Here is a 20546-nt window from a genome sequence, read left to right as displayed (position 1 = left end):
CGGCAGGGAAAACAGGAGTAAGCAGTGACGAACCATTTGGAAGGGACGCAGTCGCAACTGGCGCGGCTCACTCAGCATTACAGCGCCGTGCGCGAGCGGCTGGTCAGGCCGGCAAACGCGGTTGTTTCGGCGGCCGCGGCGGCGGAGCTCGAAAGGCGGCTTCAGGCGCTCGCGGGCGATAATGCGGCGAAGGCGCGGCGGATCGCGGCGCTCGAGACGGAACTTGCCGATGCCGGGGCGCGGTTGATTGCCCAGGCACAGGCGCTGCTCGGGCAAAGGCCGGTCGAGGCGGCCGAGGACGGCGACCGGCCGCCGGTAGAAGAGATCGTTGCGGTGGTGCTCGAACGCTTCCCCGGTGTCACCTGGGAGGACATCATCAGCGTGCGCCGCGAGCGCAGGCTGGTCGAACCTAGGCACGCCTGTATGCGGGCGGTCTACGACGCCCGCAAGGACCTCTCGCTGCCGCTGCTCGGCCGCATCTTCCACCGCAAGCACACGACCGTGCTCGGTGTGGTGCAGCGGCGATCGGCGGATGCTTGAGCCGGTTATGGCGCTGGTGTTTGGTGCAAGCATTTCAAGCGTTTGCGCGCGATTTCGGAGAAATCGATTCATGCTCTCCGACCGCGACCGGGCGACGACCGCACACACTTTTCCCACCCCGCTTCTTTGCTGGCGCGGGGTCAGACGGAAGACCGCTTCACACTTTTCCTACCCCGCTTCTTTGCTGGCGCGGGGGTGGACGGAAAACCGCACACACTTTTCCTACCCCGCTTGTGAAAGGACCCGAAAATGACGAGCAAAGCCCAGAAACTGCGTGCAAAGCGCAAGGCCCAGCTTGGACGCCCGCGCAAGGTGAATGCCGAGCGCTTCGCCTGCGGCAAGATCCGGCCGGAATGGTCGAAAAAGGAGAGCGAGAGGCAAGCGATCGCGGTGGCGCTCGCCGCGCGCAAGCGCATGCATGGGCTGGACACGACGAGCGCCTTCGCCGGCTACACACTCGGCCGCCTGTTCCTCGACGGGCGCATCACCGCCGAGCAGCGTGAGGCCGGCGACGACTATGCGATCGCGATGGCGCGCTACTATCACCTGAACGGCATCCCTTATCCCAGCGTGCGCGCCCAGGCGCTCGACCGCGTGGCGGGACATCCGGGCGAGACGACCGAGGAGCGGGCCCGCACGGTGCTGAAGGCCGCCGACCGGATGATGCGGCTCGACGGCGTGCTTTCCGGGTGCGCGGAAGGGCGGCAGGTCAAAACCACGGTCTTCAATGTCTGCGTCATGGACTATGAGGGCCTCAGGCTGATGCCGGGGCCGCAACTCGCATGGCTGAGGCGCGGGCTGAATGCGCTCCTCTTCGACAAGGGCCTGCGCGAATATGGGGAGGGCGGTGCTCCGTTTGAGTGATAATAGGAATAATATCCTAGAATCGACAGTTTCTGACGACTGACGGCGGTTCCGCCCATGCTCGGTCATCCTCGGGCTTGACCCGAGGATCCAGAACCGAGCGGCCAATTCACCGCGAGGGATGGTCGCCACCTGTGTTTGGATCCTCGGGTCAAGCCCGAGGATGACGCGAGGAGAAGGCCAGGATGATGGAATGCGAAGGCTTCAGGATGATGGATGGGAGGAGAAGGCCTGAGGAGGAGAGTTCGGAGCTGCAACTCGCGTGATCGAGGCGGGGCTGATTGCGCTCATCTTCAAGAAGGGCTTGCGCGAATATAGAGATGTCGTCCTGAAAAGTCGCGCGGCAGTTTCCGACGACTGACGGCGGTTCCGCCCATGCTCGGTCATCCTCGGTTGATCCGAGAATCCAGAATCGAGGGCCACTGCACCGCGCGAGGGTTCCCGTCGCCTGTGTTTGGATCCTCGGGTCAAGCCCGAGGATGACGCGAGGAGAAGGCCCAAGATGATGGAATGCGAAGGCTTCAGGATGACGGATGGGAGGAGAAGGCCTGAGGAGGAGAGTTCGGAGCTGCAACTCGCGTGGCCGAGGCGGGGCTGATTGCGCTCATCTTCGAGAAGGGCTTGCGCGAATATAGAGATGTCGTCCTGAAAAGTCGCGCGGCAGTTTCCGGCGGCTGACGGCGGCTCCGCCCATGCTTGGTCATCCTCGGGCTTGACCCGAGGATCCAGAACCGAGCCGCCACTTTACCGCGCGAGGGATGGTCGCCACCTGTGTTTGGATCCTCCGGGCAAGCCTGAGGATGACGGAAGGAGAGGGCCGGGGATGAAAGGGCGGCGGCGTTGGCAAAAATTCCTGTATCCCGAGGGAACTTTTGGCATCCACGCCGATTTGGCAATCATTTCACGGATGGAGCGAATTTCGTGGCACGGTCCCAGAATGCTGCAATGCATCGACGCGTGCCTCGGCTGCTATTCCGTCTGTCTTTCGACCCAATGCACAGCAGACTGCGAGCGCCTGGAGCATCGTGCTTTCAAGTGGAATCACTTAAGGCAGAAAGAGGCTCCGGATTCGTCTTTTGCGCGTTCATTTGAACGCGCGGCGCTCCAGCCTACATGAGCGTTTGTGTCGAGGCTTGCCGCAGACGCACGGAAGGCTGTCGCTTTGGGCAGATGGCTATTGATGCAGGTACGGCCGTCAAAGGCGTACGATGGTTGGCGATCATCATGGTTTGCGCCTGCTGTGCCACCTGTACCACCACGCAAGTGCCGAACACGAGCAGCAGCAGGGGATATGCTCTCGAAAAGCTGTACGGCGTGAAGGCGAGCCAGCGGGTCGCCCACGGCAAGAAGAGCCCGAGGGGCCGCGGCCGTTATGTGGTCGGCAAGCCCTATGTCGTGAAAGGCAAGCGCTACTATCCGAGGGAAGATCCGAACTACGACAGGAACGGCGTCGCTTCGCGGTACAGCTCGGCGTTTCGCGGGAGGCTGACCGCGAACGGCGAGGTCTACTTTCCGGATCATCTTTCCGCCGCGCATCCGACCCTTCCTTTGCCGAGCTACGTGCGGGTGACCAATCTTGAGAACGGTTCGTCGGTCATCGTACGCGTCAACGACCGCGGTCCCTATCATAAGGGGCGCATCATCGACCTTTCCGGCAAGGCAGCAGACATGCTGGACCTGACGCGCCGCGGCACGGTTTCGGTGCGGGTGCAATATGTGGGCCGCGCCCGCCCGGACGGAAACGATATGCCCTATCTCATGGCATCCTACGCCAGGAAGGGTGATCGCTTCCCGGCTGTCAATCCGGTGCCGCAGGTCGCAACCGGCGTGATGGTGGCTCAGTCGAACCATGTGCGGAGCGACAGTCAGTCCCTCTGGTCGACCCAGACGAACCTTGCCGGCAACAGGCCGAGCGCCTCCCATCAGACGGGGAGCAACGCCGAGGCCGCGTTCCAGACATCCGAGAAAATCGTGATGTTGCCTGAACGGCCGTCCGAATACACGCGATCGATGTCACGAAATGCCGCGATCGCATCGGCGGATCAGGATGCTGGCTTCATGTCTGAGGCTCGCCGCCGCATCGGCATGGTCACGGCCGGCGATGCAACGGTCCGCGACGTGGTGACGCTCGATGTCAACTATTGCCTGGACCAGGGGAGTGACGACGCTGTGCGCGACATGTGCGAGCTTCAGGTTCTCCCTCTGCCGGGTGTCGATCGCAACAGGCGTCTGACCGGCGTGTTCTCCATAAGGCGCCGCCGCTTGGCGACGGCGACCCGCAGGCGTAAAATATTCCGCCTCAGGCCCGGGGGGAGATACCATGCGGGCGCTAGTTTTCCTGTCGCTGCTGCTTGCGGCGCCTTGCGGCCCTGTGCTTGCCGCTGACGTCGATGCCGCGATCGTGTTTGCCGTCGATGCCTCGGCCTCGATCGATCGGACTATCGCAAGGCTGCAGCGCGAGGGGCATGCGCGCGCGCTTTCCGAGCCAAGGGTGATCGCCGCCATTGCCACGGGGTTGAACGGCTGCATCGCCATCGCCTACCTGGAATGGTCGAGCCCGGGGCTGGCGCGGCTGGTGCTGCCGTGGACGGTGATATGCAATCGCGCCGATGGGGTGATGGCCGCCCAGGTTATTCGACGGGATGGGGCCGGCGGCGACGGTTGCTCGACGTATTGCGGGACATCGATATCTTCGGCGATCGCCGCCGGCAGCATGCTTCTCGATGCCTACAACGGCCATGCGCTCACCAAGGTCATCGACATCTCCGCCAGCGGAACCAACAACGATGGCCCGCCAATCGCACAGAGCAGGCTAGATGCGCTGAGAAGCGGCTACATCATCAACGCGATCGCCATACCGCAGGCGAAAGCTGGTGTTGCCTACCATCTGCTCGGCTATTTCATCGACAATGTGATCGGGGGCAGCGGCTCGTTCGCGCTCGAACCCGCGACCGCGGATGATTACGCCGTTGCCTTGCGGAAAAAGCTCCAGAATGAAATCAGCAAGGCGACCGCATCGGCCTCGCGCTATGAGATCGCATCGCGGAGGCCGGCGGACCGGTGAAACACCTGCCTGCGTCATCCAATACTTAGCAACGCGCCACGACCCGCTCAGGGAGCTGTCGGCGGGGGTGTGATGCCCAGGTAATAATCGTTCTGGTGGCTACCCTGGTATTCGTTGGTGTAGCGGTCGCGGGCTGCGCCGAGGTTCGCCGGCGGTATCCGACGACTATAGCCCTGATAATAGATGCTGCCGGTGGGCATGGGATCGACGTAGACGACGTCCGGTGTCGGATCGGCGTAGTAGATGCTGCCTGTCGGCGCGCGATCCACATAGTAGTAGCCGTCGGCAAAGGCCGGCGCGGCTGCTGCAACGAGGGCGGATGAAAGGACGATAGTTTTAAGAGAAACGCTCATGGCATACTCCTGTGTCCATGTAGCATCCGGTCACCGGATGCTATCGAGCGCACGCTCTGCAGCGCGCCCCGCGTGCCTTCGCGCAAAGGCCGCTGCACCATTTCGGACCACTCAATGTTTATCCCGAATTCGGTTCCAGATCGAGCAAACATGCGAGCGGCGAACGCTGCGGTTGAAACAATAACGCGGTATCGCCCGGAGCGTTCCGTGGGCTTGGCGCCGGCTTGACCAGGCGAGGGGAAAAAGTGTTGCCGTGGTGGCGCCCGCTCACGCCTCGATGCGGATCGGGGTGCCGTCGGGGACCAATGACCAGATTTCGCGCATTTCCTCGTCGGTGACGGCGATGCAGCCGTTGGTCCAGTCGAGAAGGAGGTGGAGCGAGCCGAGGAAGCCCCAGCCGTTCGGCAGGCCGTGGATCATGATGTCGCCGCCGGGGCTTTCGCCTGCGGCCGCGGCGCGCGCCTCATCGGCGGCATCGGGGTAGGAAACGTGGAGGCTCAGGTGGAAGGCGGAATTCGGGTTGCGCCAGTCGATCCGGTAGTCGCCCTCCGGCGTTCGCCGGTCGCCCTCGCGCTCCTTGTGGCCGAGAGGATTACCGCCGAGTGACACGCTATATTCGCCAAGCACCGTGCCATCGCGCAGGAGCTTGAGCGAGCGTGCGGACTTGTCGACCACCACTTCCTTGGCCTGCAACTCGGGCGCCGCCATTTCCGGCGGGATGCCGGGGCCGTTGTGCCTTGCCGCGAGCGTATAGCCTCCGGCACCGGCGAGGACGAGCGCCGCCGCGAGCAGTGCTTTCTTCAGGATCCCTAACACCGTCATTTCGCGTGCCCCGTCTGAACGTCGAGCATTGCACGTTTCCTTAAATCCTAGCCGATTCAAGGGTAGAAACCATGCAGCAATTCAAAGTGCCGCAGTGTCCCTTGCGCGCCCGAGACGCGGGGGCACGCGACTTGCGTGCCGCGTTCCTTCCATGACAGGATGGCCGTTTCTACCAGTGCATGTGGAAGCAAGGCGTGAGTGGGCGTCCCGCGAGCAAGAAATCATGTTTTTTTCGCGGCGGGTCTCACAGCACCGCGATTCGGCCATTATTTGAAAGGAATGCTTTCCTTCTGCTTGCGTAATTCCTTGAATCAAAACCGATTAAAGACGAAAATATGCGAGCAGGTTAAAGTGCCGCAGCGTCGTTTGCGCATCGCGTTTGATGCGCGGCGCTGTGGAGGAAAAGGTGAAGCCAATGAAGAGGCTAGCAATCATTGCCTTGTCGCTGGCGACGGCGCTGACGAGCGTTCCGCCGGCCATGGCGTTTCCCACCATTGCCGCGCCGGCGATGCCGAAGGTCGAAGTGCCGGAGGCGCAGCCGGTCCAGTACAGGCGTTACCGCGGCGGCTACAACCGTGGATGGGGCGGTTATCACGGCGGCCACCGCCATCATCACCACAATGATAATGACGACTGGGGCTGGGCGCTCGGTGGGCTCGCGGCCGGTGCGCTCATCGGCGGTCTGCTGGCGCAGCCGCGCTATTACGGCCCGACCTATTACGACGAGGGCTACTATGCCCCGGCTTATCGCCCGCGCTATTACGCGCCGCGCTATTACCGCCAGTCCTATTATGGCGGCAACGCGCACACGAACTGGTGCTATGCGCGCTACCGGTCCTATCGGGCTTACGACAACACGTTCCAGCCCTATTACGGTCCGCGCCAGGTGTGCGTCTCGCCTTACTATTGACGGCGGATGGGTGACCCATATGCTGGGAGTGCAGCGCGTTCAAACGAGCGCGCTGAGGTAGCGTCTGGAGCACTTTGAATTGCTGGATGTTTTTATCCTTAAATCGGCTGGGATTTAAGGATACATGCGGTAGCGCTCACTTTCACGTGAGACGTCCGGATCGATGCGGTACTCGAAATCGATGAGGAACTGCGTCTCGCAGCCGTCAAGCCACCGCATCCTCCGTGCAACGCGGCTGATACCCAGTTCACGCAACTGTCCTTCGCTCAAATCGTCGATCGGGATTGCCGAGCCATCTCGCCGCATTCTCCCCGACATTTTCCATCGGGCGGCCAAGGTGCCGAGGCTTCCGAGAAGCCGCAGGAAACCGTTGGCCGTTCCATGTCCAGCGAAGGGCCCGGCGGCCTCTGGCTCGAGACCGATATCGTCGACCAAATGGGGATTGGCCTTCGACTTTGGCTCAAGGTCCCGGCGAAGGCGTTTCCGCTCGTCCCGGGTCACGACAACGGCTCGCGGGGTCGCCCGGCCGCCCTGCCGACGCGACACTTCCGCCGGCCCCACGGGCGTTTCCGGCCGCGCTGCCTGATGCCAGGCCGGCGCAAGGGTGCAAGTATCGTTCATGGCAGCCTCCAACAAAACAGCAGATCTGATAGAGGCTGAATTCTGCGGGATACGAACAGCGTCGTAATTAAGCTCACCCAAATAGTTCTCAAAACTTCCAAACTGGAGCGGGATGAGGAAAAGTGTGCGCGGTTTTCCGCCCAGCATCCCGCGGCGCAACCTAGAGCGGGATGAGGAAAAGTGTGCACGGTTTTCCGCCCAGCATCCCGCGGCGCAACTTAGAGCGGGATGAGGAAAAGTGTGCACGGTTTTCCGCCCGCGTCCCGCGTGCAACTTATCGGAATCGAGCACGTTTATGATCTGGGTGGGACTTGGGGAAACACGCAGCAGGTCGTCCATGCGAGAGAGGCTGCCGAAACGCGCGTCTTTCATTGTGTGATGGTGTATGATTATGAAGGGATCAATCCTTCCGCGAAAATCGTTCCTTCAAGAAGGAAGGGAAAGGTGAAGCCCGTGAAGATTACAGCCACCATCGCACTTGCGCTCCTGACCGCAGTTTCGGCCGTGCCGCCGGTCGCGGCCCAGACGCCGTGCATCGGCGTCTGCACGGGCGTGCCGCTCAGGGGAAACTATGGCAACAACTACGGGAGCGGCTATCGGGGCATGTCCCGCCACGAGCTCTTCATCGAGCGGGAGTACCGGGACTTCCAGGTCAACCGTTATCCGAACTCCGGCGCCGCCGCGCGCTATCGCGGCCAGCGCTACGATATCGGCATCGGCCCGGGCGCGACCGTCGGCGGGCCGAAGCCGCCCGCGCTCGACCCCGGACGCGTGCGCCGGCAGCAGCAGGTGATCCGCTACGACGCCAATGCACATGCCCGCTGGTGCCGCCAGCGCTACATTTCCTACCGCTCGACCGACAATACCTTCCAGCCGCACGAGGGCCCGCGCCGCGCCTGCAACTCGCCGTATAATTGAGCGGGCAGGGGAACTCGGCGGGCGGCGCGTTGTCCGAATTGCGCGCGGAGCGGAAGTTATCCTGGAAGCGCCAGTTTCCGCTCTCGAGCCATCTCTAACGTCGGCTCCCGTTGCCTACTACATGTTTCCTTAAATCGTAGCCGATTTAAGGATAAAAACATGCAGCACTTCAAAGTGCTACAGCGTCCTTTGCGCGTCTGATAAGACGCGCGGCGCTGTAGAAGGCGCTTTCCGACGCAAGAGCGGACCTTGCGATCAGCTTTGTGGGATGCTCATTCAAGAGAGCGTACGGAATTGGACGTTAGCTTCTATTCCGGCAATCCGGCCATGCGATAGCCTTCGACGAACCGCTGGACTGTCTCCGGATCGCGGGCGGGTTGTGCCGCGGCCCAGTGGGTGATGGTGAATTTCGGGGTCATCGCCATGAAAAGAGCTGCCTCGCGCATCGCCTCGTCTCTGCGCCCGAGCTGGGCAAGGCTAGCCGCCAGTATGCGGCGCGAGGGGCTGCGGTAGATCGCCTCCATGCGCAAAATCTTAACGGCTTCTTCATATTGGCGGGCGGCGTAATGCGCGAGGCCAAGCTGCCAATAATACCACCCAGCCGGGTGCGGATTCAGTCGAAGCGCCCTCTGCATCATTTCGATCGCTTCCGATGCGCGACCTGCGAACGCCGCAAGTTCCGAACAGATGGCCAAGGCATCCGCATTGTTTGGTTCCAGCGTGAAGGCGGCTGCGAACTCTTCATCGGACTCGGGCCAGCGTTTCTCATTGGCCAACAAAAATCCGATAAACCAATGATTGGCGGCGTCGTTCTCGTCCAATGCCACCGCCTGGCGGGCCAGTTCAATGGCTCGCGAGCGGTTCTCTTCGGTGGGATCGATGCTCTGTGCCCATATTTGCCAGTGAACAAAAGCCAGCCAGCGAAATGCCTCCGCATATTCGGGGTCAATGGAGACTGCCTGGTTCAACAGTATCTGGGCCTCGCGCAGTGCTTCTGGAGAACTGTTGAACGCTGAGACCAGACTTCGCCCACGGACACAAAGGTCATAAGCTTCCAGGCTCTTCGGACGGTTGCGTGACGGTGATTCCGCCAGGCGTCCAACCAAGGCTTCGACGATCTTGCCTGTGACTTCGTCCTGTACGCCGAAAATGTCTTCGAGATTTCGGTCGAAGCGTTCGGCCCAGAGGTGGTCTGCGCCAACGGCGTCGATGAGCTGGACATTGATGCGCACGCGACCGGCGGCGCGGCGTGCACTACCCTCCACGAGGTAGCGAACGCCCAACTCGCGCGCGATCAATCGAACGTCGACCGATTTCCCCTTGTAGGCGAAGGTCGAATGGCGCGCGATGACAAACAGGCCAGCATTTCTTGAGAGGTCGGTAATAAGGTCTTCGGTCAATCCGTCTGTGAAAAGGTCGTATTCGGCTTCCCCGCTCAGATTGGTGAACGGCAACACGGCGATGGACGGCCTGGCAGGCAGCGGTAGCTCCGCCTTTTCTGCGTGGTCCTTCGTGGCTGCGGGCTCGGAGAGTACGCGATAGACATGAACTTCTTCGGCGATGTTTTTCAGGGATTTCGGCCCGAGATCATCGAAGCCAAGCGCGAGCTTCCGCTTGACTTGATCGCGGATGCCCGCCGACACGTAGATGGCACCCGGCTCGGCGAGGCTTTGTAGCCTTGCGGCGATGTTGACGCCGTCACCATAGACGTCACCGCCGTCTATGACGACATCACCGAGATTGATTCCGATGCGCAAGACGATACGGCGCGCCTCCGGCATGGCAGCGTTTGAGGCCTGCATCTTCCGCTGCAACTCGATCGCTCCAGACATGGCGTTGACCGCGCTTGGGAACTCCAGAAGGACCCCGTCTCCCATCACTTTGACGATGCGGCCGCCATGGGCGCGCACGATAGGCTGGAGAATTGTCGCCCGGCGCTCCTTCAGCACTGCCAGTGTCGCAACTTCGTCCTCCTCCATCAATCGCGAGTAGCCAACCACGTCCGCGACGACGATTGCTGCAAGACGGCGCTGGACGCGTTCTTCGGCCATCGGGCATTCTACCGAGGAGGTGGAACTGCGGCTATGGTATTTGCGCCTTGGATAGAAGTCCATTGAGCTGCTTCTGATCCGGACACTGGCATCCAGCTTAGCCAGCCGGCTTTCAAAACCACCTCGGTCGACGCAATGCGCTGGTGCGCAATCAGCGCGATCATGCCACTCCGGCGGTTGAGGTGAAGGGCAAAGCCCCACCCAACGCGGACCTCAGGTGCAAGGTCCGCTCAGTGCCGGAAAGGGACATCCGTCATCGGCAAAAGTGCCGAATTCAGGAACGCTTGAGTGCCGGGTCGTCGAGCGCCGGATTGTAGAAGAGTGAGAGGGTCAAGCTTCGCGCAATGCGCTCTGCCGTGGTCATGAACCAGGCCTTCGCGTCGTTGTTCGGTGCAATGTCGTCAAGCGTCGCGGCAAAGAGCGCCAGCCATTTCGGGAAAAGCTCCGGTTTCATGTTGGCGATGCCAAAATGCGCCTGGACCGGCTTCCCGCCATAGGCGCCGCTGCGGAAGGCAACCGAAGACCAGAAGCTTTTCATCTTCTCCATGTGCTCCGGCCAGCGCCCCGAAAGCCTTGCGTCGAACACGGGTCCAAGCTCCGGATGCGCCAGCACACGGGCATAGAACGTGTCGACCAACCGACCAATGAACGCATGGTCGATCCCGATCGCGTTCATCTCTGCTTCCGCGCGTTCGCGGATCGCTGCGGAGTGCGCAGCTCGCGCCTGCAATTCGTCGTTCATTCGATCACCTATGGCACAACATGCAGCAATTCAAATTCCCCTGCGCGTCCGATAAGACGCGCAGCGCTGTAGTTCGGCCGCATCTGCGGCCCGCGTTATATAGACATTGCGGACGTCACGCCAAGAGCTGTTGGCGAGGCGAGGGCGCGTGATTACACGCTGTTCAAGGCATTCGGCGGACGAGCGACGCACTGCTCGCGACCCGATGCGTTCATTCAGGCAGAGTGAGAATGCCTCGGTCTAACCTGCTCGACGCGCAATATAGAGGCTCGTAATCATGTTCCGCACGACGCGGCCTCCAAATTCAGCGCGCGCAATACGACCGAGCTCGGTCAGCACGGTGTCGCGATCAGGAAGGGCAAGCACGTTCGAATAGGTCGAGTACAAGGCGACGGTCTGGTCCGCATCGAGAACCAGGGACCAGCGGCTCGTCAAATTGTCGACGATGTCAAACGCGTTCGTGCTCTTCAGGGCTGCCATTCGAGCCGCAGCATCGAGCCCGAATGGTATCCCTCTTTCACCGGCTGAAGGGCTGGAGAGTGGCGCTAGCAGTTCCTTTGTGGCTTCATGAAACGGATCGGGGAGGCTGTCGTCGCCAAACACGTTCCATACAGCCGCCCACCAGCCGCCGGGCCGAAGTAAGCGCGCGACCTTCACGAGAGCCGCGTCTTCATCCAGCCAATGAAACGCGGTCGCACACACACCCAGGTCGAAAGCTTCCTCGTCAAGGATCGCCTCCTCGAATGCGGCGGCAAGTACGTTTAATGCGTTGTCTGGATTATGCTTCCTCAGGAAGCCGGCGAGGCGACGGTCGGGCTCTATCGCCGTCAACGGATCGGCGCCAAGATCAAGCAGCCGGCGTGTCGCCGTTCCCGTGCCTGCGCCGATCTCGAAAGTCCGAGTGTTGCTGCCCAGGCCGCATCGTGAGCAAAGGGTGTGGTAAACCCAGTCGGGATATTCGGGACGTGAACTATGGTAGCTGGCCGGATTTTCTCCGAAGGCTTGTCGCCCGAATTGCCTGGCAAGCCTGGAGGGGGGCATGTCCTAGACGCTCCTGAAACACGGGCAAATTATGCTTGGTTGCACTTACGATCAATGCGCGTCCGACATTTCCTTGCAGCCCCACGACAGTATGTCAACAATTCGTCCGCAGGGCGCTCTAGGATCGCTTTCCACCCAACCCGGATCTTTGAGAGAACGTAAGAAATCGCCCATTACAGGCGCAAGCCTGCGATGTTACCCAGGGAACTATTCGATGATGGGGCATGAACTATCTTCAGATTGACAGCGCGCAGTACCCCTCCCGCTGCGCGAGCCAACCGATCGGTTCCGCTCCTCCTCCCAAGGGGCCGATCAAGAGACCCCGAGGCCTCCTCCCGGCTCGGGGTCTTTTTCTGTCGCACGGTGCGTGCTCCTTCCTTGACCGCTTGCCTTCCCTTACAATCCCTTCCGGATAGAGAGGAGTTCCGCCATGAGTGAAGACGCCTTCAACATGTCGATCCGCAAATTCCTGAAGGAAGTCGGCGTCACGTCGCAGCGCAAGATCGAGGAGACCGTGCGCGAAGGGCAGACCGGCGGCAAGAAGTTGAAGGTCCGCATGACGCTGACGGCGGAAGGCACCGGCCTCAACCACGTGGTGGACGGCGAGATCGAACTTCCATAGGGCAGGCGAAGCTCGGCGGGGCGCAGAACCGCAAGCAGCTCACGCGAACCGGGCTGCGCTTCTCGCGCGTGCCTTCGCGGCTTCCTCCTCACGGTCGCGGGGCGGTTGCGATGTCTCCAGCGAATCGATGAGTTCGCGGGCGCAATGCGCGATCGAATGCACCGCGCGATCGAACGCCGCTTCATTCCGCTTCGACGGTCTGGTCGTTCCGCTCAGTTTGCGCACGAACTGCAACGCCGCATCATGAATTTCCTCGTCCGTCGCCGGCGGATCGAAATTGAACAGGGGTTTGATGTTTCTGCACATGGCTTGCTCCCGGTTATCTCTCTCGTTCTCGGCGTGATGGGGCCCAATGGAACGGCCAGTTCTGCTCTCGACCCAAGGCCGGCCTGATCTCAGTTTCTTGCGGTGAGAAGGTTCGCATCCCGCGCCAGCCGCCATTGGCCATCGGCTTCCTTGCGTAACAGCGTCAGCGTGTATCCCGATCGATGGATGCCGTCGCCCTCGGGCGGGGTGGCCACCATGTCGATGTGGCTGCGGATGAATGCCCAATCACCGAGCACCTGGAGCTCCACAATTTCGCAAGTGCCCTCCATCCGCATGCCTGCCATTCCTTTCGAGGCCTCAGCGAATGCCTGCCTACCGAATGGCTCTTGGCCGGGGACCATGAAGATCACATCGTCGGCCATCAAAGAAAGGACGGTTTCGAGATCGGCGGCTTTGCTCGCGGCCATCCAGGTCTCAACCACCTTTCGGATCGCTCGTTCGTCCTCCGTCATACAAACCTCCTGCTGCATGTTTCCTTAAATTCCTAGCCCGGAGCCGAGCTTGTCAGCCGGTCGATGCGGCGGTGAAAACTGCCAGTTGAGCGTCGAAAGCGCGCTTGTATGCCGGCCGCGCCTCGCCGCGGGCGACATAGGCGGAAAGGTTCGGATGTTCGTCCAGCATATCCGATCCCTTCAGCCTGAGCAGCACCGACACCATCAGAAGGTCACCGGCGCTGAAGGCGCCGTCGAGCCAATCGGCATCGCCAAGGCGGCGGGAAAGGTGAGCCAGCCGTTTGCGGATGCTGTCCTCGAGGAAACGCAGGCGCTGATCGTACCAGGGCTCGTCGCGCTCGAGGATCGTGGCGAGGGCGCGGTCGAAGATCGGCGGCTCCACCGTGTTGAGCGCGGCGAACATCCACGTGATCGCGCGTGCCCGGGCATTCGCATCGTCCGGCAGCAGGCCGCCATGGCGCTCCCCGATATGGAGCACGATCGCCCCCGACTCGAACAGGGCGAGATCACCTTCTTCGTAGGTCGGAATCTGGCCGAAAGGTTGAAGCGCGAGATGGGCGGCTTCCTTCATCGCCTTGAACGAGAGAAGACGAACCTCGTAAGGCTGGCCCACTTCTTCGAGCGCCCAGCGAACGCGCATGTCGCGCGCCAAACCCTTGCCGCGGTCGGGCGACCGTTCAAAGGCGGTAATTGTGATGGTCATCGCTGTTCTCCCTACAGCGCCGCGCGTCTTATCGGACGCGCAAAGGTCGCTGTAGTACTTTGAATTGCTGATGTCTTTGTCCTTAAATCGAGGTCGATTTAAGGAGACATGCAGTAGCATGTCCATCTTGAAGACGACTGGCTAAACGAGATTCCGACACCGCATGCTCGAGATAATCCTCGCGGACGGCGACGTCAAAGTTATCGGCGTCGGCGGATCGCCCACGTGCGATGGACGCTTCTGCTGCCTTGACTGAACGGTCCCGATAACACCGCCACACATTTGCGACGCCGGGGGAGTGTGAGAGTCCGACGCGTTGCAAAACTTTTCAGCATTTCACCTCCGCCCTGTCGGGAACCGATCGCTTCATCCGTCCTCAGGGGGCGACTACAGCGCCGCGCGTCTTATCAGACGCGGAAAGGTCGCTGTAGCACTTCGAATTGCTGCATGTCTTTGTCCTTAAACCGAGGTCGATTTAAGGAGACATGCAGTAGGCGACACAGCCACGTCCGGGGTGGAGAATAACGGTTCGCTGCCTATTTCGCAGGGTAGCTGCTTCAAAGCGAAAGGAACACGGAAATGTCGAAGAATACGATTTGCCTCTGGTTCGACAAGGACGCCGAGGATGCCGCTCGCTTCTACGCACAGGTCTTTCCCGACAGCAGGGTGACTGCCGTGCACCGTGCACCCAGCGACTACCCGTCCGGCAAGGAGGGCGACGTGCTGACGGTCGAATTCACGGTTGCGGGCGTTTCCTGCCTCGGTCTCAATGGGGGGCCGATGTTCAAGCATAACGAAGCCTTCTCGTTCCAGATCGCCACCGACGATCAGGAGGAGACCGACCGCTACTGGAATGCCATCGTCGGCAACGGCGGCCAGGAGAGCGCGTGCGGCTGGTGCAAGGACAAGTGGGGGATTTCCTGGCAGATCACGCCGCGCGTGCTGACTGAAGCGATGGCGGCCGGTGGCGCCGAGGCAAAGCGCGCGTTCGATGCCATGATGGACATGGGGAAAATCGACGTCGCCGCGATCGAGGCGGCACGGCGCGGCTGACGCTTCATCGCCTGCGCGAATTGCGGCCAGGCGGCTGGCGGCCCGAAGCAGGCGCTCGACTGCAAGGAATGCGGCCGCCTTGCGCCCGAGGATCGGACATTCCCGCCGAGACTTGGCTGGCCGGATTCCTTTGACAAGCACAGGAACAAGGATCGAGGAGAGCGGTGTGGCACCACGACCGACAATGCGCAGCACCGGGCTGTCGTGTATTTTGGCGTCCAAGGACGCGCGGCGCTGGAAGGCACCGGAAATCTGTAGATCCGCTGTGAGAAAGGGCCGGTCATGGGCAAACTTATCCTGGGAATGAACGTCTCGATCGATGGCTATGTCGACGATCTTGGCGGAAATCTGGTCATGCCTGCGCCAAGCCAGAAGCATTTTGACTACTGGATCGAGACAATTCGCAACCATGCCGGCGCCGTGTATGGCCGGCGGATGTACGAGGTCATGCGCTACTGGGACGATGATCACGCGGAGTGGGATGCTTCGCTGCGAGAGTTCGCGGCACTCTGGCGGGCGTTGCCCAAGTGGGTCGTTTCACGCACGCTTTCGGAGGTCGGCCCGAACGCCGCGCTCATCTCCGGCGATATTGAAACGCAGATTCGCGAGATCATTGCCCGCACAGACGGCACCATCAGCGTTTCCGGTCCGGAACTGGCCGGCCTTATGACCAAGCTGGGCCTGATCGAGGAATATCACCTTCACGTACGGCCGTTCGTGCTTGGCAGAGGCAAGCCTTTCTTTCACGAGGCCAGGCCTCCGCTGCAACTGGTGTCGAGCACATTGATCGATGACGATACTGTTCACTTGATCTATGTGCCGCGCGACTGAACGACCACTGCATGTCGCCTTTAATCGTAGCCGATTAAAGGACAAGAACATGCAGCAATTCAAAGTGCTACAGCGTCCTTTGCGCGTCTGACAAGACGCGCGACGCTGTAGGCGGCCAGTGCCCATTTCCGCGAGAGTCCGATTGAAGACGACCTGCTGACGCACTTTGAATTGCTGCATATCTCCTCGAAGTCGATTTAAGGAGACGTGCAGCAGGCAGTGAACCGTTCCCTGATTTTCTGATCGAGCATTGAACGTCCACTTTGGGGCCGGTGGCGGTCTGTCCGCTCTTGGTTACCGCTTCTCGAAAGCAGACATCGGCGTGCGGTGCGTCGACGGCTCATTTGTGGCGGCAAGCGGTGACCAAATAGTCAGAGCCAGCGGCGAACCTCGGCCTTGTAGCTGCGGTAGTCGTCGCCGAACTTCGCTTCGAGATAGCGCTCCTCGCGGGCAATCACCTGCGTCTGGATCGCGATCAGCACCAACGGGAGCAAGGCGAAGGCGATCGGCCCGTCGAAGCCGATCGCAAGCCCGGCATAGATAAGCGCCATGCCGAGATACATGGGATTGCGGGTCCACCGATAAGGACCGGTTGTTGCGATGAGGGTCGTTGGCTGCGACGGCGGAATGTTGGTGCCCAGCCGTCGGAACAGCCCCGCCGCCAAAAGCATCATCGCCGCGCCGGCAACGAACAGCAGCGCGCCCGTCGCGACCAGCAACCGCCAGTCGATGCCGAAAGAGCGCAGGGTGACGAACCGCTCCGCCGCCAGCCCCAACAGCAGCGCTCCCAGATAGACGAAGGGCGGAGGGAAGCGCACACCCGCGCTGTCCGGTTCGACGGCCATGCTCATCTCCAATCTGTGCTCTCAAACCAGCATCGACTGCTGGGCGAAGATACCCGCCATCGCGCCTTGCCATGATGCCGTGGTGACCGAGGCCATGAGGGGGTTGGCGAGGTCGCCGGCGGCGTAGATGCCGGGCATGCTGGTTTCGCGGCGCTCGTCGACCTTGAGGACGATGCCGAGGGGCGTATCGACCGTGGCGAGACCCAGTGATTCATGCAGGCTTGCGGACGGCTTGTTGCGCGGATGCGCGAACAGAATGTCGACGGCGACATCGGGGCCGACATTGAGCTTGAGGGTGGGGTTATGGCCCCCATGACGGGTGATTTCAGTGATCCGGCCGTCGACGATGGGTGTGTTGCGACGCTCCAGATCGGCCCGGGTATCGGGCGGAATGTCGTGACCATCGGCGAAGACCGTCAACCTGTCGGTCCAATCGTGGAACAGCCTGACCTGGTTGTGTGACTGCGGGCCGGACCAGACGAGGCCCCAATGTTGGCCTGCGACTTCAAAGCCATCGCAATAGGGACAGGGCACGATGGACGTGCCCCAGCTTTCGGCAAAGCCCGGCACATCGGGCATCTGATCGGTGATGCCATAGCTCAGGATCAGGCGGCGCGCCGCAAGGCGTTCGCCACCGCCGGTGACGACAGAGAAATCGTCGAGAGCGCCGGAAACGCTGTCAGCCCGGGCATTGACCAAATTGATCGCAGGATAACGCGCCAACTGCCGCCGCGCCTCGGCTAGGATATCCGGCGGTGGCTTGTGATCGTGGCCGAGCAGGCCATGCGAGTGGCCGGCGAAGCGGTTGCGCGGCAGGCCTGTATCGAGAACGGTGACCTTCCGACGGGCACGGCCGAGCTGCAGGGCGGCGGCGAGACCGGCAAAGCTGCCGCCGACGATGATGACGTCATCCATGGTGATGGGCTCCGTATTGCTGATGGAGGGACTTAGGCTGTGCCTGGCGCGCAATATCGTCCAGCGATGCGCATTGGATATCGCCTTGCGGCCAAGGCAAACCTGATCTGGAGGACACGATAAAATCACCTCTTGGAATTTCCGAGACTGCGTAGTATCGTAATTCACGAATAACGATACTGTCAAGGACTGTAATTATCGTGAGCGAAAATAGTCGAGGCAGGAGAGGCCGGCCCGCCAATGAGGCGCTCGGCCAAACCATAGTCGACGCCGCGGGCGAACTCTTTGCGGAATTGGGCTTTCAAGCGACGACATTGGACAAGGTCGCCCAGCGAGCGAAGATATCCAAGCTCAGCATCTACAGGCACTTCGAGAACAAAGAGGCGCTGTTTGGAGCGGCCTTTGCGGCCCGCTGCCAGCAGTTAATACCACAGGCCCTTTTTGAAGGCGTCGACGGCTCGGCCGAAGATCAGCTCATGGCGGTGGGATCATCGCTGCTTCGCACGCTGTTGCGCCCGGACGTCCGCAACGTCGAAGCCATGGTCATGGCCGACACGCCGAACCAAAAGTCGTTGAGCAAGATCCATTACGAAGCCGGCCCCGCCCATATCACCGCCCAAATCGAGGCCCTGTTGCGTCAGTTGGACGCGAAGGCGGCTTTGAACGTGCCCGATCCTCTCCGGTCCGCCCGCTTGTTTGCCGCACTTTTCAAAGGCTCCGATCTCCTGATTGTCGCACGCTTCGATGAGGCGAGAGCAGAGGACGATAACGAGATCGAATCCTATTGCCGGTCGGCCGTCGCCATGTTCATCGCCGCGCACGGTGGCAGCGACCACGCGGGCGGATAGCCTAGACGAGGCCGCGAAGGAGTACTTGATATTTTGGATGCCCGCATTGACATCAACGCCTTGGGCGGAGTTCCAGGACCTGTGACAGGCGGCGTAACCGCTACCACCCCATTCGAGGCCTTAGTGCCGGCTTAGCAGACCGTCAGCTTTCGGGAAGCTGCAACGGTGGTCTGAATGGCGGAAATGGGGCGCAATGCGGACTCCAGTAACTTTAGGAGAGGCCGCCATTTCTCAACGCGGCGGGTAGCTTTTCTACGTTTTCCTCAGCGCCGTCCTTGCTAAGTTGGCCCTTAAACGATTTTTTGAAGAAGCTCGTACAGCCCTTGCGGAAAATTGTATTTTCCCCGATTGGTTGAACCGGCCTGCTTTGCTACTAACCTCAGAGCCTGCTGAACAGGTGCGCTCTCTTTTTCCTCCCTCCGATAAAACGCGACCCATAGCCGATCAACTTTCACAGCGCCTCAAAAAGGTATTTTTTATTGCATGTACGTCAATCCAGCGCTCCTCGCCCTCTATAGTTATTGTATCATTTGGGGTTTTCTCACGCCGCTTACACCGGTGGGCGCTGGCTATGTGACGAACTTGGTAAACGCCATGGTCATGACGTTTATTATGCTGTGGTGGGCGCAGTTGGACGCCATGAAGCGCGGCCGTTCAATTTCCAATTGGCTCAGATGGCTTGTCGCACTCACAGGTCCAATCGGACTTGTCGTTCACTTTCTCCAGACCAGGAGCATATTTGGCGCATCCCTCGCTATCATCGCAGCGGTGTTGCTGGCGCTGCTATCGCTCGTGTTCGTCGCGACGGGAGCCACATTCGCATGGTTTGCTTGCCAGCTCGATTTTATGCAGGATTATTGCCGCCCAGAGTTTTTGAGCGGCTAAACGCGCGCGCCCGTATGGGTACTTGAAAGTGCCGTAGACGCAACAGCGCAGCAGATTTCCAGCTATTGAGCACATCCGCAATGTCCGCTCTGGCGCATTGTGCCCTTCAGTTCCCCAGCCGCTCGACTTCCGGATTCCACCGAATGCGGACCTCAGCCTCCTGACGTGCGAGGTCCACTTCGGGCCAAAGGCGCTCACCCAAGCAGTCGCGACTTCGCCGTTGCGACCACTTCGCGCGTCAGGTCCGTCAGCCGGTCGGCGGCGAGGCGGTTGATCTGCCAGAACAGCGGCACGTCGAGCGGGGTATCCGGGATGAGTTCGACGAGCCGCCCGGAAGCCAGGTGCTCCGCGGCGAGGAGGGCAGGGTTCATGCACCAGCCCATGCCGGCGAGGCTCGCATCGAGGAAACTCTGCGTCGATGGCAGCCAATGGGTGGGATGGGCAAGCTCCTGGCCGAGAGCCTGGCGGATCCAGCGGCTTTGCAGCCTGTCTTTCTGGTTGAAGGTCAAGGCGGGCGCGCGCCCGATCGCCTCGGCCGTGACGCCGTCGGCGAAGTATTTGGCCATGAACTCGGGGCTTGCCGTCGCATGATAGCGGAGCGCTCCGAGTGACGTGCGCCGACAACCCGAGATCGGCTTCTCGAGGCTGGTGACAGCCGCGAGCACGCGACCGCGTTGCAGCCATTCGGCTGTATGATCCTGGTCGTCGATGGCAAGGTTCAGCAGATAGCGGGATTTCCTGGAGAAATTCGATATGGCTGGCAGGAACCAGGTTCCGAGGCTGTCGGCATTGGTCGCAATGTGCAGCGTTACTTGCTCGCGCGGCTTGTCGGGATCGGCAAGCGACGGCAGATGCTCCATCAACTCGCCTTCCAGCATGCCGACATTCTCCATGTGGCGGCAGAGCCACGCTCCCTTCTCGGTGGCCGTGCACGGGTTTCCCCGGACGATCAAAACCACGCCGAGGCGTTCTTCCAGCTGCTTCACCCGCTGCGAGACGGCCGAGGGCGTCACGTTCAACGCGGCGGCCGCCTTTTCGAAGCTGCCGGTCTGGACGACGGTTGCAACGGCGTGAAGCGCGGGATAATCGAGCATCTCGTTAGTTCTTCTTAATCTGGTTTACCTGATTTAATTATACTA

23 protein-coding genes are annotated in these 20546 nt (G+C 61.0%); 11 read left to right on the top strand and 12 right to left on the bottom strand.

The features are described 5' to 3' along the window. Window positions 1-24: 24 nt before the first annotated feature. The 4 genes from QN222_RS02970 (at window position 25) to QN222_RS02955 (ending at window position 4468) form a co-directional block, all read left to right on the top strand. Window positions 25-540 (top strand): helix-turn-helix domain-containing protein, encoded by a 516-nt coding sequence (locus QN222_RS02970; protein WP_283964302.1) that lies wholly within the window; start codon window positions 25-27, stop codon window positions 538-540. A gap of 249 nt (window positions 541-789) precedes the next feature. Continuing rightward, window positions 790-1404, top strand: a complete 615-nt coding sequence (locus QN222_RS02965; protein ID WP_283964301.1) for a hypothetical protein — start codon at window positions 790-792, stop codon at window positions 1402-1404. A 1170-nt stretch (window positions 1405-2574) separates the two neighbouring features. Beyond that, complete coding sequence (locus QN222_RS02960; RefSeq protein WP_283964300.1) at window positions 2575-3789, top strand: septal ring lytic transglycosylase RlpA family protein; 1215 nt, start codon at window positions 2575-2577, stop codon at window positions 3787-3789. Then, window positions 3725-4468: a DUF1194 domain-containing protein gene (locus tag QN222_RS02955; protein ID WP_283964299.1), complete on the top strand. Its 744-nt coding sequence runs from the start codon at window positions 3725-3727 to the stop codon at window positions 4466-4468. Before QN222_RS02960 ends, QN222_RS02955 begins: the two co-directional genes overlap by 65 nt. A 47-nt stretch (window positions 4469-4515) precedes the next feature. Here QN222_RS02955 and QN222_RS02950 read toward each other — a convergent pair whose 3' ends face one another. Together QN222_RS02950 and QN222_RS02945 are read right to left on the bottom strand one after the other, a co-directional pair. Then, entirely contained in the window at window positions 4516-4821 is a 306-nt protein-coding gene (locus QN222_RS02950; protein ID WP_283964298.1) for a hypothetical protein, read from the bottom strand. 267 nt (window positions 4822-5088) lie between these two features. Then, window positions 5089-5643, bottom strand: a complete 555-nt coding sequence (locus tag QN222_RS02945; RefSeq protein WP_283964297.1) for a murein L,D-transpeptidase family protein — start codon at window positions 5641-5643, stop codon at window positions 5089-5091. Window positions 5644-6058: 415 nt separating this feature from the next. Between QN222_RS02945 and QN222_RS02940 the strand changes: the two genes are divergently transcribed. After that, window positions 6059-6553: a BA14K family protein gene (locus QN222_RS02940; protein WP_283964296.1), complete on the top strand. Its 495-nt coding sequence runs from the start codon at window positions 6059-6061 to the stop codon at window positions 6551-6553. A gap of 114 nt (window positions 6554-6667) precedes the next feature. Here the strand turns inward: QN222_RS02940 and QN222_RS02935 are convergent, their stop codons facing one another. Then, window positions 6668-7174 carry a hypothetical protein gene (locus QN222_RS02935; RefSeq protein ID WP_283964295.1) on the bottom strand — a complete coding sequence of 169 codons (507 nt, stop codon included), beginning with the start codon at window positions 7172-7174 and terminating at the stop codon, window positions 6668-6670. A gap of 444 nt (window positions 7175-7618) precedes the next feature. On the opposite strand from QN222_RS02935, the gene QN222_RS02930 reads away from it, so the two are divergent. After that, window positions 7619-8092 carry a BA14K family protein gene (locus tag QN222_RS02930; RefSeq protein ID WP_283964294.1) on the top strand — a complete coding sequence of 158 codons (474 nt, stop codon included), beginning with the start codon at window positions 7619-7621 and terminating at the stop codon, window positions 8090-8092. A gap of 308 nt (window positions 8093-8400) precedes the next feature. On the opposite strand, the gene QN222_RS02925 is transcribed toward QN222_RS02930, so the two are convergent. The 3 genes from QN222_RS02925 to QN222_RS02915 all read right to left on the bottom strand — a co-directional run bounded on the left by QN222_RS02925 (window position 8401) and on the right by QN222_RS02915 (window position 11926). Further along, window positions 8401-10143: an adenylate/guanylate cyclase domain-containing protein gene (locus tag QN222_RS02925; protein WP_283964293.1), complete on the bottom strand. Its 1743-nt coding sequence runs from the start codon at window positions 10141-10143 to the stop codon at window positions 8401-8403. Window positions 10144-10417: 274 nt separating this feature from the next. Further along, window positions 10418-10885: a truncated hemoglobin gene (locus QN222_RS02920; RefSeq protein ID WP_283964292.1), complete on the bottom strand. Its 468-nt coding sequence runs from the start codon at window positions 10883-10885 to the stop codon at window positions 10418-10420. Window positions 10886-11125: 240 nt separating this feature from the next. Next, complete coding sequence (locus QN222_RS02915; protein WP_283964291.1) at window positions 11126-11926, bottom strand: class I SAM-dependent methyltransferase; 801 nt, start codon at window positions 11924-11926, stop codon at window positions 11126-11128. Between the two features lie 430 nt (window positions 11927-12356). Between QN222_RS02915 and QN222_RS02910 the strand changes: the two genes are divergently transcribed. Further along, window positions 12357-12548: a DUF6494 family protein gene (locus QN222_RS02910; protein ID WP_283964290.1), complete on the top strand. Its 192-nt coding sequence runs from the start codon at window positions 12357-12359 to the stop codon at window positions 12546-12548. A gap of 39 nt (window positions 12549-12587) precedes the next feature. On the opposite strand, the gene QN222_RS02905 is transcribed toward QN222_RS02910, so the two are convergent. The 3 genes from QN222_RS02905 to QN222_RS02895 all read right to left on the bottom strand — a co-directional run bounded on the left by QN222_RS02905 (window position 12588) and on the right by QN222_RS02895 (window position 14030). Continuing rightward, complete coding sequence (locus tag QN222_RS02905) at window positions 12588-12854, bottom strand: DUF2277 domain-containing protein (protein WP_283964289.1); 267 nt, start codon at window positions 12852-12854, stop codon at window positions 12588-12590. Between the two features lie 89 nt (window positions 12855-12943). Next, window positions 12944-13327, bottom strand: a complete 384-nt coding sequence (locus QN222_RS02900; protein WP_283964288.1) for an SgcJ/EcaC family oxidoreductase — start codon at window positions 13325-13327, stop codon at window positions 12944-12946. A gap of 52 nt (window positions 13328-13379) precedes the next feature. Next, a complete protein-coding gene (locus QN222_RS02895; protein ID WP_283964287.1) occupies window positions 13380-14030 on the bottom strand; it encodes a glutathione S-transferase family protein in 651 nt (216 codons plus the stop codon). 579 nt (window positions 14031-14609) lie between these two features. Here QN222_RS02895 and QN222_RS02890 point away from each other — a divergent pair. Then, the gene (locus tag QN222_RS02890; RefSeq protein ID WP_283964286.1) at window positions 14610-15083 is read left to right on the top strand and encodes a VOC family protein; all 474 of its coding nucleotides are present in this window, start codon (window positions 14610-14612) and stop codon (window positions 15081-15083) included. Between the two features lie 282 nt (window positions 15084-15365). After that, entirely contained in the window at window positions 15366-15914 is a 549-nt protein-coding gene (locus tag QN222_RS02885) for a dihydrofolate reductase family protein (RefSeq protein WP_283964285.1), read from the top strand. A 371-nt stretch (window positions 15915-16285) separates the two neighbouring features. On the opposite strand, the gene QN222_RS02880 is transcribed toward QN222_RS02885, so the two are convergent. Both QN222_RS02880 and QN222_RS02875 read right to left on the bottom strand, forming a co-directional pair. After that, window positions 16286-16759 carry an isoprenylcysteine carboxylmethyltransferase family protein gene (locus tag QN222_RS02880; protein ID WP_283964284.1) on the bottom strand — a complete coding sequence of 158 codons (474 nt, stop codon included), beginning with the start codon at window positions 16757-16759 and terminating at the stop codon, window positions 16286-16288. Window positions 16760-16780: 21 nt separating this feature from the next. Next, complete coding sequence (locus QN222_RS02875; RefSeq protein WP_136509800.1) at window positions 16781-17674, bottom strand: NAD(P)/FAD-dependent oxidoreductase; 894 nt, start codon at window positions 17672-17674, stop codon at window positions 16781-16783. A gap of 200 nt (window positions 17675-17874) precedes the next feature. Between QN222_RS02875 and QN222_RS02870 the strand changes: the two genes are divergently transcribed. Continuing rightward, window positions 17875-18522, top strand: a complete 648-nt coding sequence (locus QN222_RS02870; protein WP_283964283.1) for a TetR/AcrR family transcriptional regulator — start codon at window positions 17875-17877, stop codon at window positions 18520-18522. A 483-nt stretch (window positions 18523-19005) separates the two neighbouring features. Beyond that, on the top strand, window positions 19006-19407 hold the full coding sequence (locus QN222_RS02865; RefSeq protein WP_283964282.1) for a hypothetical protein: 402 nt from the start codon (window positions 19006-19008) through the stop codon (window positions 19405-19407). Window positions 19408-19601: 194 nt separating this feature from the next. Here QN222_RS02865 and QN222_RS02860 read toward each other — a convergent pair whose 3' ends face one another. Then, a complete protein-coding gene (locus QN222_RS02860; RefSeq protein ID WP_283964281.1) occupies window positions 19602-20501 on the bottom strand; it encodes a LysR family transcriptional regulator ArgP in 900 nt (299 codons plus the stop codon). Window positions 20502-20546: the final 45 nt, after the last annotated feature.

It is taken from the genome of Sinorhizobium sp. 6-70, from assembly GCF_030124375.1.
Classification (GTDB): domain Bacteria; phylum Pseudomonadota; class Alphaproteobacteria; order Rhizobiales; family Rhizobiaceae; genus Sinorhizobium.
Note: the sequence above shows the minus strand (reverse complement) of the source record. Positions and strands in the feature narration are given on the sequence as shown.